This window comes from Anabaena catenula FACHB-362 (genome assembly GCF_014698735.1).
Classification (GTDB): Bacteria; Cyanobacteriota; Cyanobacteriia; order Cyanobacteriales; family Nostocaceae; genus Anabaena; species Anabaena variabilis_A.
Map to the genome: position 1 here is coordinate 81,431 of NZ_JACJTQ010000005.1, position 13,523 is coordinate 94,953.

Annotated in this window: 10 protein-coding genes and 1 tRNA gene; 4 read left to right on the plus strand and 7 right to left on the minus strand. The window is 36.5% G+C overall.

What is annotated here, in order from left to right:
• Window positions 1–591: 591 nt before the first annotated feature.
• Window positions 592–665: transfer RNA gene (locus tag H6G68_RS05610), tRNA-Arg, on the minus strand.
• Window positions 666–698: 33 nt separating this feature from the next.
• Window positions 699–1,796, minus strand: coding sequence for a tocopherol cyclase family protein (locus H6G68_RS05615; RefSeq protein ID WP_190905751.1), 1,098 nt, complete (start codon window positions 1,794–1,796; stop codon window positions 699–701).
• Between the two features lie 399 nt (window positions 1,797–2,195).
• On the opposite strand from H6G68_RS05615, the gene H6G68_RS05620 reads away from it, so the two are divergent.
• Both H6G68_RS05620 and H6G68_RS05625 read left to right on the plus strand, forming a co-directional pair.
• Complete coding sequence (locus H6G68_RS05620; RefSeq protein ID WP_190905752.1) at window positions 2,196–2,372, plus strand: hypothetical protein; 177 nt, start codon at window positions 2,196–2,198, stop codon at window positions 2,370–2,372.
• A gap of 78 nt (window positions 2,373–2,450) precedes the next feature.
• Window positions 2,451–2,774 (plus strand): GNAT family N-acetyltransferase, encoded by a 324-nt coding sequence (locus H6G68_RS05625; RefSeq protein ID WP_190905753.1) that lies wholly within the window; start codon window positions 2,451–2,453, stop codon window positions 2,772–2,774.
• 644 nt (window positions 2,775–3,418) lie between these two features.
• Here the strand turns inward: H6G68_RS05625 and H6G68_RS05630 are convergent.
• Both H6G68_RS05630 and H6G68_RS05635 read right to left on the minus strand, forming a co-directional pair.
• Window positions 3,419–4,249, minus strand: coding sequence for a metallophosphoesterase (locus tag H6G68_RS05630; RefSeq protein ID WP_190905754.1), 831 nt, complete (start codon window positions 4,247–4,249; stop codon window positions 3,419–3,421).
• 343 nt (window positions 4,250–4,592) lie between these two features.
• Entirely contained in the window at window positions 4,593–6,755 is a 2,163-nt protein-coding gene (locus tag H6G68_RS05635) for a DEAD/DEAH box helicase (protein WP_190905755.1), read from the minus strand.
• Between the two features lie 141 nt (window positions 6,756–6,896).
• Here H6G68_RS05635 and H6G68_RS05640 point away from each other — a divergent pair, with 141 nt between their 5' ends.
• Window positions 6,897–8,288, plus strand: coding sequence for a serine/threonine protein kinase (locus tag H6G68_RS05640; protein ID WP_190905756.1), 1,392 nt, complete (start codon window positions 6,897–6,899; stop codon window positions 8,286–8,288).
• Between the two features lie 14 nt (window positions 8,289–8,302).
• On the opposite strand, the gene H6G68_RS05645 is transcribed toward H6G68_RS05640, so the two are convergent.
• The 3 genes from H6G68_RS05645 to H6G68_RS05655 all read right to left on the minus strand — a co-directional run bounded on the left by H6G68_RS05645 (window position 8,303) and on the right by H6G68_RS05655 (window position 12,772).
• Window positions 8,303–9,628, minus strand: coding sequence for an ATP-binding protein (locus tag H6G68_RS05645; protein ID WP_190905757.1), 1,326 nt, complete (start codon window positions 9,626–9,628; stop codon window positions 8,303–8,305).
• 241 nt (window positions 9,629–9,869) lie between these two features.
• Window positions 9,870–11,138: a tellurite resistance TerB C-terminal domain-containing protein gene (locus tag H6G68_RS05650; protein ID WP_242045147.1), complete on the minus strand. Its 1,269-nt coding sequence runs from the start codon at window positions 11,136–11,138 to the stop codon at window positions 9,870–9,872.
• 290 nt (window positions 11,139–11,428) lie between these two features.
• Window positions 11,429–12,772 (minus strand): ATP-binding protein, encoded by a 1,344-nt coding sequence (locus H6G68_RS05655; RefSeq protein ID WP_190905759.1) that lies wholly within the window; start codon window positions 12,770–12,772, stop codon window positions 11,429–11,431.
• Between the two features lie 62 nt (window positions 12,773–12,834).
• On the opposite strand from H6G68_RS05655, the gene H6G68_RS05660 reads away from it, so the two are divergent.
• Window positions 12,835–13,155 carry a TMEM14 family protein gene (locus tag H6G68_RS05660; protein WP_190905760.1) on the plus strand — a complete coding sequence of 107 codons (321 nt, stop codon included), beginning with the start codon at window positions 12,835–12,837 and terminating at the stop codon, window positions 13,153–13,155.
• Window positions 13,156–13,523: the final 368 nt, after the last annotated feature.

Genomic DNA, 13,523 nt, shown 5'->3' on the forward strand with positions numbered 1-13,523 from the left:
ACCATAAATATAGTAGTGCTATCTTTGATCAACTATACTAACCCATATTTGACAATATATCATAGGGATGGAAACCCATTTCTTGATTGAATTTTTTTTAGATCATAAAAATAAATAGGATCTATATTGGGAACTATTGGGAACTAATTAGGGCTTGCTGAAAAAGTCTTTTCGTGAGGGCTAGGAGTCAGGAGTCAGGAGTCAGGAGTCAGGAGGAAGAATTAGAAGGAGGTAAGAATAGTATCGAATCTGTAAAAGTGATAGGTAAATGAACGGTTTCAACGCCTATTCCTTGCACCTGATTCATCATTTTCAACCCTGAAAGTGTTAATATATCAAGGTTTTAGGTTTATTCAGCAAGCCCTAATTAATATATTCATTTCACCTTCATGCACTGATGTGAATTGTTACTAGGAGGGTTGTTAAAATTTTAGCCCTCTAATAAATGAAATGTTCATTCACTATAAATTTTATCCGGAAAAAATTGTGGTGAATCATCAAATTTCCCCACTCCAAGACGAATGCAGAGAGGTTTTTGATCACAAAACTGCGCTCAATGCTGCTAAAACATCTAAGCTTGCAGTAAAAACACGGGACTGGTGCGACTTGAACGCACGACCTGACGCTTAGGAGGCGTCCGCTCTATCCAACTGAGCTACAACCCCAACTATGAAGCATTTACAATTATAGCAGTAGTTTTAGGAAGACTGCCAAATATTTTCCCAAATACCGCCACCCACTTCTAAACCACAAAGATGACTTTGTGCCTTGAGAATAATTTTAGATTTGCTGCCATTTAGTTCTCGCAATTCTAAATCTAGTTTTCCTTGCATGGTGTCTCGACAACAATATGCTAACCCATCGGTTGTGGGTGCGCGTAGGGGTGTACCTGGTAAATCCGTAGTTCCTGTCAATTCAACCTCATAGTGAGAGTTTTTGGCTTGCATTTGCCATCTTCCCCAAGGATGAATTTCCCAGTTTACTTGTGAATTCCAGGGAACGAATTCATAAAATTTGCCTTGGTAATGTATCCCAATCATGGCTACAGATTCCATCCACCACAATACACCACGTCTTCCCCCTCCGGCAGTTAATGCTAAGTTTGGTTCGTCGTCAAAATAATTACAATTGAGCCAAAACCATTTTTGGGGAAAAGCACCACCCCAATTTTTTTCTGCGTAAGCTGGGGCGTTGGTGAATTCATAGATTTTACCATTCCAGTCTATGGAACCGGTGGCTAAACCGTGAGCCATTAAAATTTGCCATCCTGGTTCAAATATCTGAGAAAATGATAACCACCCGGCGGTTGATTGCTGAATATTATTTTGATTACCCCAAGCGTATACTGGTTTAATTTCATACTGCCATCGGCAATAATTACCTGTTCCAGGATCTGTAATTATGCCTTGGTTTAAGGTCGCGGTGGCTTGATAGCCTTGTTGAATATGATGCTCAAATTTCGTGGGGACGAGGTAAATGGGGGAAGCTTGTAAGTCTGTTTTTCCCCAATGTCCCAAAGCTAAGACATCCTGACTCGCCCAAAATTTGTTGACATCAGGAAAAGTGCGACAGAGATACTCATCATTTATGCCCAGGATTTGGGCTGCACCGCCGCTGTAAGGCTGATTCCCGATGGGGTCTTCGATGGAGTACATGAAGGCAATGGTTTGCCCAATTTCGGGCAATGTAACGCGATAATACCAGCCTTCAAAGAAGCGGCGACTACTTCCGTCCCAATGGTAGCCGCTGTGGGGTGTTTGGGTTAAGTCTAAGAAGTTTTTAGGAATAGTAATCATCGGTTGTGATTTGTTGCCTATTTTCAGTATGAGTCATGTTTTAGCACAAGACGATGTCTCAAAAATTTTGAGCGACTAAAAGCTGCCACTACACAACCAAAATGTGTCTACGTGTAATCAAAAATAAATATTTTGTTAAGCCGTACAGGCGAAGTTTGCTTGTTTAGCGGCGACTACTAGCCTTATAGGCTACCACTTATAAGTAAGTTAGCAACTTTAAACAATGTGATTGTCTTATGGTAATAGTCCGGATACTCTTTTATGACTTCGTATCTTTTATAAGCTAGAATACAAGTTAATTTAAGTATTATTCCTACAATTACGTACAATAACTAGCATCAGGTAAAATACTTAAAAATTAATGTATCCATTTTTTGACGAGAAAGGAGTATTGGAACTATGAAAGAGCAGGTGAAAATCTTACGGAATGTGGAGAATAAATATGTTGAAGCAACTATTTTACCTATCACTCCGAGGCATATTGAAGAAATAGAATTAATTTGGAAACCCCTACTTAAACATAATAATTGCTGGGATCAAAATTTAGACTTCAGGGACTATTTTCAACAAGGATAATCACATACAAAATTCTATGTTTTGGAATGCAATTGTATAACTCAGGGTGTAATTTGCTTAACTTATAATTATTTGTCAATGTTAGAACCTAGTAAAAATTTGCTTTACTTAAATTTATTAAATGTCGCTCCTTGGAACCGTCTAGATATCCAAGATCCTCCAGATTTTAAAGGTGTAGGCACAACTTTGACTACATTTGCAGTTACACATAGTATCAATTTTGGATTTCAAGGTAGAATAGGTTTACATTCTGTGGAAAAAGCAGAAAAATTCTATGAAAAAATGAATTTTGTTAATTTAGGACATGATATTAGTCACCATAATTTAAAATATTTAGAATTGCCTACAGATGATGCAGAATTAGTAGTTTTAAATTATTTATTGCTCTGTAATTTAAATTAGTAGCATTCATTATATATAGCAATCCTATTAGAGTTGTGAATCTCTTACAGGAGCCGAAGGCATAGCACAGAGGCAAAGACAAAAGAGATAAAAAGTGAAAAAAACATTAAGAAATATTTCGGAAATTATTGCGATACATTAATGAAGTTCAAGTTTAGTAAATATACAGCACAGGTGAAAAAACTCATGCTAAATTAAGAGCAAGGTACGAAAAGGTTAAAAGTCAAACAAAAACTTTTAAGTTAGAGCCTGTACCTCCTGCTCTAATGTCTTCGCAATAACTGTTAGGTTGTGGCTTCCTGTACAATATGTTTTCGCCTTGATTTCATCGAGTTGTGATTGGAGGTGTTTGAATTCATAGCCAGAAATGCCTGCCTAGTTAGAATGAAGGATACACAATCCTGAGTAGTTGATTGCGAATCAAGTCCACATTAGTTGATGTAGTTAATTCGGGTTATCCCATTTTATTAAATTCTTGCTTGATAATGAAGCCGCTGTAAGTTGCTGATGTAGATCGGTCGCAACTGACAGCGGTTTCTGTTGTAAGAAGTACTTGTTGAGTGGGACTAAATCCCTAATAATAGCTGTAATTAAATATGATGGGTTCTTTCGGATATTTTGATATAACTCAATAATCCTAGATGTTATTCACTTTGTAAGGTAATTATAGTCACTTCTGGTGGACAAAATAACCTTCCGGGGAAATAAGTTCCTAAACCACGATTGACATATAGCTGATTTTTTCCTATTTGATGTAAACCTTGTGACCATTCCCAATGGTGAAGAACAGAGTAATTTTTTCGCAAAAATGAGACTTTACGCCGGATTTTGATAGGTATTTTTCGCAATATTTTTTTGTAATAATACACTGCTGGGCCTAGACCGGGAATCACGATTTGTCCACCGTGAGTATGACCAGATAATTGCAAATCTACGCGCCATTTTTGCAATGTTTCTGCTGTATCTGGGTTGTGGGATAGAACTATACGCGGTGTAGTAGGGTCTAGCTGATTCATGACTAGTGTAGGATTGAATTCCTGTGAGTAACGGTCTGCTAGTCCTATTAGTGGTAATTCTTTTCCTAATGGATAAGCGATTTCGTTCCAGAGAACATGAATACCAATGTTTGTCAGTGCTTTTGTAACTTCAGATTTTGAATTGACATAACATATATCATGGTTCCCCAATACAGCATAGACACCACAACGACTTTCCAGATGTTTGAGGTTTTTTGCTAGTTGGTGAATGGGTTCTGGTGTTGTAGTGATGTAGTCACCAGTTAAAAGAACTAAATCTGGTTGTTCTTGGTTGCTGAGTGCGATCGCTCTTTCTAGCATTTTATCTGATAATCGCACACCATCGTAGTGAAAATCTGACATCTGCACCAGCTTTATACCTTGTAATGATGCAGGTAAACCCGCAATCTTAACCGTTAATTTCTCAATACTCAACGGTCCAGATAATAACCTGTGCATAAGGCGTTTAATAATTAATTTTTAATACTAGGGCTTATAGTCTAACTAAAAATTCTCGGTTCGTTTGTATCTATGGAGTAACTTTTTGGAAATTTCATGAAAGTTGGGTATTTTAGCGTATTTATACTTATTTTATCTAATCTAAAGGAAGCTTGAATTTTAGTTTGCTGTATACTGTATTACAGCATTTATTTTTAATCAAGATACCCAAAGTAGTTTATGCCATCATCTTTGCAGTCAGAATACATGAACTATGCAGAATTTTAGCAGCACGTAGCAAAACTTATTCACAAAGCTGGTTGGACAGTTGAAACATAATCCCGACCAACACCAACTAGTGTCTCTACCAAAGTAAAATCTGTTGTCTCAGTTCTTCCATATCTAAATAATCATTAACAAAAGCTTTCCGTAAAAGTTCGTGGGGAATAAATTTATCATACTTTTGCAATTCTGGTGCTTCTGCATGACTAACTAAATGTTCTGCTGTGATGCTTTGTTCACATAAAGAATAAATTGCTGGATAAACAGATGAGAATTTATTTTTCCCTAATTTTAAAGTCAAATAATAAGGATTTATCCCACCAATACTGCTAATTTCCAAAGATTCCCGACAAAAGGAGTTAAGCAATCTTTCTAAAGTGCGATAAGCCACAGTACCCATCCAAGGAAAGATGCAGCATTTATTGTTTTCTAATAGCAGAATATTTTGTTTATCTAATCCAGCATTTTGCGTTAATTGGCGAACTTCCTGTAATCGGCGGATTGCATTTTTTTGTAAATAGCTATATTCTGTATTTTCCAATAAAACCTGGCGCATACGTTGTAAAATTCTAGTATGAATAGTACCACTACCACCACGCCAATAAATAGTAGATTTACCCTCAGCTTGTTTAACGAAAATAGCCTTTTTTTTGAAATCAATTTCTATAACTTCCCAACTTCTTCCAGCTAAAGCAAATTGATTACCAACAGGAGGTGGTGTGACAATACTACCAATTTCTGTTGCTCCTTGTTTAACGACATATTCTTGACTGTCAGCAAAGACAGCATAAAACTGAAATTTATTGACTATTTTTTCTCCTAATAAACCGATAATTAATTTACCTTGTTCAGTTTTTTGAATGTGGTTAATATCAATTAAATACTGTAGTAATAATTTATAATCAGTTTGAGAAATATTAATAAATGGTGGTAAGCTAAAAATTTGTTTAGCCAGAGCAGCGGGTGAAAGCTCCCCAGTTGCTGCTAAAATACTCATGGTTTGATGATAAAGTAAACTTAAAGGATATTTAATCGGTTTAATTGGTTCTAGCCAACGTTCTTCTAAATAAAGTTGAATAATAGCGATACACTGCAAAAGTTGCCAAGGGATTTGTTCAGGTAAAGAAGCTGCTGATAATGGTTGTTCTTCTGCACAAACAAAACGCATATCTGCCGATTCACCTCTTCTGCCACTGCGTCCCAATCTTTGTAAAAAACTGGCAACAGATAAAGGTGATTCTAATTGTATTACTCGTTCTAATTCACCAATATCTATACCTAATTCTAACGTTAATGTCGCAGCAGTTACAGCGGGATTATTTGGTTCACGCATGGCATTTTCCGCAGCTTGTCTTAAACTGGCGGAAATGCTGCCATGATGTACATGATATATGTCTGGAAATCCTTCTTTTTTAGCTATTTGACGTAGAGAAGAAATTATAGATTCTGTTTGGGTACGGTTGTTAGCAAATATTAGACATTTACGAGATTTAGTGGCATTAAAAATATATTGCTCGTATGCTGAATTTTCCGCTTCTTTTTCAAAATAGAAATGTTCTATAGCTAATTTTATTTGGCGTTTACCAGTTTCAATCTTGGGAGTAATGACTGCTGTATCTGTTCCCGAAGCTAACCATTTTTCAGCCATTGAATAATCACCAAGAGTTGCTGATAAACCAATACGGCGTGGTTGTATTTGGGTGATTTTTGCTAAACGCTGCAATTGACAAATAATTTGATACCCACGTTCTGAACCCATAAAAGCGTGAATTTCATCAATGATGATAAAACGCAAATCAGCAAAGAGACGTATTAGTTCATTATTTTTGTTAATCAATAAACTTTCTAGAGATTCTGGTGTAATTTGCAGAATGCCTTGGGGATTTTTTAAAAGTTTGTTTTTGCGACTTTGAGACACATCACCATGCCAAGAACATACTGATATATCTGCGGCTTTTAATAAGTCATTAAGGCGTTCAAATTGGTCATTTATTAAAGCTTTGATAGGACTAATATACAATGCACCTATTGTAGCAGTTGGTTGTTCGTGTAATAAAGTTAAAATTGGTAAAAATGCAGCTTCGGTTTTTCCCGCAGCTGTAGCCGCAGCAACTAGTAAATTAGCATCGGTTTCAAATATCACCTCACAAGCTGCAATTTGCACTGGTCGTAATTCTGTCCAATTGTGAAGATAAATATATTCTTGAATGAAAGGTGCAAGTCTAGAAAAAGTGCTGTTACTCATACTAATTTGGGATTTCAGATGTAATAATAATTCCTGAAATAACACTGAGTCTGATGCTAGTTGGCAGTTTAAGTAAGCTTACAGTAATCTAGTAACAAGGAGTAAACTTCTAAAAATAAAAAAGTTCTAAAAAACTGCCAAATGACAAATCAAGATTTAGGTGATTTTGCCAAAGAGACGCTCTGCGAACGCTACGAAGTACAGCAGCAACTGGGCAAAAAAGCAGGACGGAAGACGCTGTTGACTCGTGATTTGCAAACCCAGGAACTAGTAGTAGTGAAACTACTTTTATTTAATGATGAATTTCAATGGCACGACTTGAAGCTGTTTGAACGTGAAGCCGAAACTCTCAAAACCATCTCGCACCCTGCAATTCCCCGTTACCTAGACTACTTTGAGTTAGATAACCCTGACTACAAAGGATTTGCGCTCGTACAAAGTTATATTCCCGCTGAATCTTTAGAAACACAACTGAAAGCAGGACGTAGTTTTAGTGAGGAAGAAGTCAAACAATTAGCGACAGCGATACTAGACATTCTTCAATATTTACACGGTCGTCAACCACCTGTAATTCACCGCGATATCAAGCCTAGTAATATACTGTTGACAAATCGCTCTGGTAATAGCGTCGGAGAAGTTTATTTAGTAGATTTTGGCTCAGTGCAAACTATTGCTAGAACAAACAGCACAATGACTGTTGTTGGTAGCTATGGGTATATGCCCCCTGAACAATTTAATGGTAAAGCTACTCCTGCTTCTGATCTTTATGGTTTGGGTGCAACTTTAATTTATTTAGTAACAGGTGAACATCCAGCAGATTTACCACAACAAGATTTAGTTATTAAATTTGAAGCAGCGGCTAATATTAGTCCGGGTTTTAGCAGTTGGTTGCGGAAGATGACACAACCTATTTTGAGTAAAAGATTGGCTTCTGCTGAACAGGCTTTACAAGCTTTAGCACTACCGAAAAATAAAACTCAGACTCCAGTCAAGATATCTAATTCAGTTTTAGTAAAACCATTCGGGAGTAAAGTGAGTTTGCATAAAAATGCTGATTTTCTGGAAATTATCATCCCTCCGGTGGGTGGATTTTCAAAAATAGTGATGATGTTTTCTTGGTATTGTAAGGTAGTTTTACCACTTTCATTTTTAATGCTTTTGCCGATGTTTAGAATGATTTCACCTTTGCTGATTCCAATTAGTTTGTTAATATTATTTTTTGTCATATGTATGTGCTTTTTTGGGAATAAAATCCTGCATATCAATAGGACACACATTTCTTCATATTATGAATTGTTTGGAATTGAGCGACATCATCCACTTCCTAGTCTGAAAAAATATATTGTTCGTTTAGAGCTAACTCATACTTACGACAATAATAAACCTCAAGCTTGTTTAATTATCTGGTCAGGAATGCGAAAGTATAAAATTCATACTGGTGAAAATAATACTTTTGCTATCAGTACTCTAGAACTTGATTGGTTAGCTGAAGAAATTAGCAATTGGCTAGAATTACCAATTACTAGAAGTTAAAAAAAATGCTTTAATCACAAACTAAATTCGGCTGCATCTCCATCTGTATTTTCACTATCACCTACAGTAGTAGGTTTAAAGTTAGAACCATGAATCAATTCAGTAAATTTAATTTCTGGATTTTGATGGAGAAGATTCAAGACACTAATAAAATCCCGAATAATTTCTCCTGGTGTTAGTAAAGCTTCTGCACCTAAACGACTGATAAGTTCTTGGACAAATTCCTTTAATTCTCGATTTGTTAAAGTCTTTTCATAAGTAAAATTGAGGGCATGAATTTCTGTTAATCTTTGCAAAAGTGTGAAGATTTCTGTTTCAGTTAAAGGATTGAGTCGAATGACTGGCCCCATATATTCTTGTACGCCAGATTGGGTTGAAAAACGACTTTCTTTTGTCCGTCTACGCCAAGCTTGATCAGCAAACAGTCCCCGATTTGGATCTTCTAAAAATTTAGTTGTTCCCCCAATGAAAATGCCCAGATTTTCGGCTTTACATTGCATGGTGTCGTTGAACATTGATAACAGTCTATTGTAGTTTTTTTCACGAGTAACTGTAGTGGATATTTGATATAAATTGACGGCTTCATCTATTAAAATTAACATTCCTTTATAGCCTATTTCGGCTACAAATTTAGCTAAGAGTTTGATATAATCAAACCAGCTATCATCATCAATAATAACCCTTACTCCTAATGCGGCTTTAGCTTCAGTTTTGGTATTAAATTCTCCCCTCAACCAGCGCAAAGACGCATTTTTTAATTCATCATCATCTAAACGATAACTGCGCCAATAAGCAATAATTACCGTACCAAAATCAAAGCCGTGAACTAAGTCTTCAATATAGTGAACTACTTCTCTAATTTTTGCTTCTACTTGCTGATCAAAACCTTCGTCATTGGGATTTATTCCCTGATCCTTAGCTACTTCTTGCTGGATTTTATTAATCCATCCTTCTAAAATAGAAATTAAAGCACCACCGTCAGGACGAGTTTTTGTGGCGAGACGACTCATTAATTCTCGATAGGTTGCTAAACCTTCATTGTTACTTCCTGCTAGTTTACGTCCAGAGGATAAATCAGCATCAGCCACTACAAATCCTTGCTCCATTGCACGGTTACGAATCATTTGCAACATGAAGCTTTTACCGGAGCCGTAGTTACCAATTATAAACCTAAATGCGGCTACACCTTCGGCAATATCGTTGAGATTGTTTAATAGGCTATTAAGCTCTTTTTCTCGACCTACTGCTATATGTTCAATTCCTATTCTAGGGACTACTCCTGCACCAAGGGAGTTAATTAAAGCGGTGGATACTTTTTTTGAAATTTTTGGTTTTATCATGTAGTTGATTTTAATCAATTTTCAATGCTTATGTAAATAGCCAGTATATAGCAGGTGACAGTCGGAAAAGTCTTTTGGTGTCTAGTTTTTATAATTAGTATTAAATGCAAGATATTTTTTGTCGTGGTGAGCAATTTATCTCTCTCTTGCCAGGTTTAATAGGGCTAAAACTCTGACTACTAACTTTTGCTTGATTCAGTTTTATTATTTAGAGAAAATTATTTAATTGAATAAAATAAATTTAGTTACTAGGCTTTTCATAGATTGCTATTACTTTTTTAACGTTGGGAATATGTTCTTGATAAATCACGGGAATTTCTTGTCCCGTTTCGATAATTAGTTCCCCAATAGTATTATTGGCAATTTCATTGATGGAGTCAATTAATAGATTTGGCATGGTGATGTTTGCTTCGGCAATTTGTTTAATGATAGGCTTGGGATTATCTTGCTCAACTATGGCTTTTAATACCTGAATTTCATATGCTGGGAGATTTTCCATAAAATCAGTCCATTCTGTGGGTAAATTATCTAAGGTGTTGGGTTCATAATCTATAGGTGATAAAGGTTCAAGTAATTGATCAAAAGGAAACAAGTCAATATCATCTTCTTGTGTATTTTCATTTCCTGTTTCTTGATTGATTGTGTCCATTTGTTGGAGTAATTCCCAAACTTGACTTTGTAACGAGTCACGTTCGCTTTGCAATAAGGAAATTTGATTTTGTATTTGGTTGAGTTCTGCTTGTTGCGCTGCTGTCTGGTTCTGTAAAGAAATTAAGTTATTGTCTAAATTTTCTCTAGTTGTTTTTGTATCGATAAGTAAGTTATTTTCTTGGACTATCTGCATTTCTAGTTCTTGCAGTTCAATTCGTAATTCATATAGTTTTTCTTCTAGCTGGGGTTTGAGTCTACCTAAAAGAGTTAAATTACTTTCGATTTCCTGTTTTTCTTCTTGAAAGGCATCTACTTGAGTTTGTAGTTGGGTTATTTCTGCGCGTAAACTATGACAATTCAATTCTAGACGGCGTTTTTCTGCCGATAGGGTAGAACAGTTATTTTTCAATTCTTCTGTACTATTTTCTAGATTATGAAGTTCAGTGTTTAAAATACTAATTTCTGATTCTAATTGCTTTTTTTGTCCTGCAAAAGTCCCTAAATCTCGATGGAGACTATCTCGTTGATTACGACATTCGGCAATTTGATTTTGCAGTTGTTGTGATTCGCTATAGAGAATAGTACGATGCTCTTCTATTTGTTTTATTTCTCTAGCAATACGAGATTTTAATCCTTCACGTTCTCTAATTTTTCTATGGAGAGAACTTAAGACTAACATTTCATAGTTTCTGCGCCGTTTATCAACAAATAAGGCAGATGAATAAGTAGCTAATACAGTAATCATACCTGTGATTAAGGCTTTAGTAAAATCCCAGTTGGGGACGAGGCTTAGACCAAAACTCACACTAAAGGCGGCTATACCTAGAATTAAGCGATTACTTATTATTGCTGATTGCATCTTGCTTGTTCTTAGTGTATTAAAGTTTTCAGAATTATGTTTTACTAATGTCATTACTGCTCAGATTTTATTAACTATATGGTTGGAAGTACAATTTTTTTGCCAAGTCAGATATAAAGTCTGTTTGTCCCCTATCTCCTCCTGTATGTTTGCATAATATTGCTCTGTTAGTAGTTAAAAATTGTTGTCACTAGTGCAAGAAAGCAGAAGACCAGAATATTGACAATAAAAGTTTTTTGGACAGGTTTTTATTGATTAGTTATTTCTGTTAGCCTACACTAGTAAGTTGACTACAGGCTATTGTTATTTTCACCAAACAAAGCTAACTCTGCTTTTAAGAAGTCAATGAATTGACGTGCTGTTCTGCCAGAACGTCCATTATGGCGAGTTGCCCATTGCAAAGCTTGGTATTCTAAATCTGAGGGAGTGAGATTAATGCCTGTTTGTGCTGCTAAATGTTGAACAATTTGTAAATAAGTCTTTTGATCTGCGGCTTCAAAGGTTAAAGTCAGACCAAAGCGATCGCTAAATGACAGCTTTTCCTGCATTGTATCCCAAGCATGGACTTCCTCATTATCCTTGGGGGTAGGTCGATCACTAAAATACTCCCGAATTAAGTGACGACGGTTAGAAGTGGCATAAACAACTGTGTTTTGGGGTCTAGCGGTTAAACTGCCTTCTAAAACTACTTTTAGGGCTTTAAAGGCATCGTCATCTTCTTCAAAGGAAAGATCATCAACGAAGATGATAAATTTCTGTGGTACTCCCCGCAAATGCTCGACTATTTTGGGTAAATTTTGCAGTTCTGATTTGGCAACTTCTATCAAGCGGAGGTTTCTGTGACTATATTCGTTTAACAAAGCTTTGATTAAGGAAGATTTGCCAGAACCACGACTACCGTAAAGTAATACGTGCAGTGCTGCCTCTCCTGACAATAAAAATTCTGTATTTTTTAACAGAGCATCTTTTTGCCACTCATAACCCACCAGTGTAGTTAGCTTTACCGTATCAGCGTAGCGGATACCCACAAACTGCCCTGCTTGCCAGCGAAAAGCGCGGTATTCGGCAAATAAACCTGTTCCATATTGTCGATAATAAGCTGCTAAATCTTCTACAGCATCAGCCCAAGTTTCTAATTGAGGAAGAGAAGCCCGCAAACCCTGATCAAATCCTCCTCTTTCTGGCTCTTGATACCACACGACTGGGGAAACTGGTAAATGAGCGACAATTTGCACCCACTCGCTTAAGATGGCGCTGTTACATTCATAGAGACTTTGCAATATTTGTAAATCATTTTGGGCGGCTGCTACTAAAGCTGGGGGTAAATGAGCAAATTCTCGCTGTTGAGCCAATTTACTAAACGGGTTATCAGCGATGAGAATTTGACTGATTAAGTATTCCTCCCAAGTTTGATTGCTGGCAGCTAATGCTTGGAAATAGCTACCGTAGGCTTTGAGACAGTCTCGCCCATCTGCGTCAGTGTAACGTATCGCTTGTAACAGTTCAAGAAATGCGATCGCTACTTCGCCTTTGAGAACGGATTGGTAAAGTAAAAGAGAGGCAGCTTGACGCTGGAGGAATTGAACTTTGGTATAAGACGAAGTATGTGCCGTAGGCATCGCTTGATTATCCATCAATCAACTGTAATTTTCTGCTGACTCTGAAAGTAAAATCCAAATCTACATAGGTTGTAACAATGAATTTAGGTATAGTTGCCGCTTTTGGCTACGGCATTTTATCGTTAGTAGGTGGCATCATTGGCTACATTCAGGCTAAAAGTAAAGTTTCGTTATTAAGTGGTGGCATTAGCGGTTTGTTACTAATTTTTTCTGCTTACTGTCAACTCCAGGGGCAAACTTGGGGTTTGACTTTAGCATCTGTTATCACTGGTATTTTAGTAGTTTTCTTTGCGTTGCGACTAGCCAAAACACGCAAATTCATGCCGGCGGGATTGATGATTATTTTTGGTATGCTCACATTAGCAGTGATGGTCAATCAAATTATTGTCTCTAAGTAGCCTGTTCCTGTGATCTAGACTTCCTCAAACCCTCATCAACGGCGTTCACAGTAACGCATAAAAAACTTTAGTTCCTCTTACCTCCTGCTATTTTCAGTCCGTAACAGTGTTTAAGTCAAAAGTTACATCTCTCTGATGCCAGTAATTATATGAGTACTTTTGTTTTAGCAGCGGAGAAAATTACTTTTGTTACAAATTACATAGTGATGACATACATGGTAGTTGTAACAAAACTTGCGATCGCTAAAGTATCGGTGTAATATAGTGAGCTTAATCTAGTCACCATACAGATGAATTTTTCATACTATAAACCCTAAGTGTATCTTTTTCTCCGTTGGGATTCCTAACGGCTACACCTTTACCTAGTT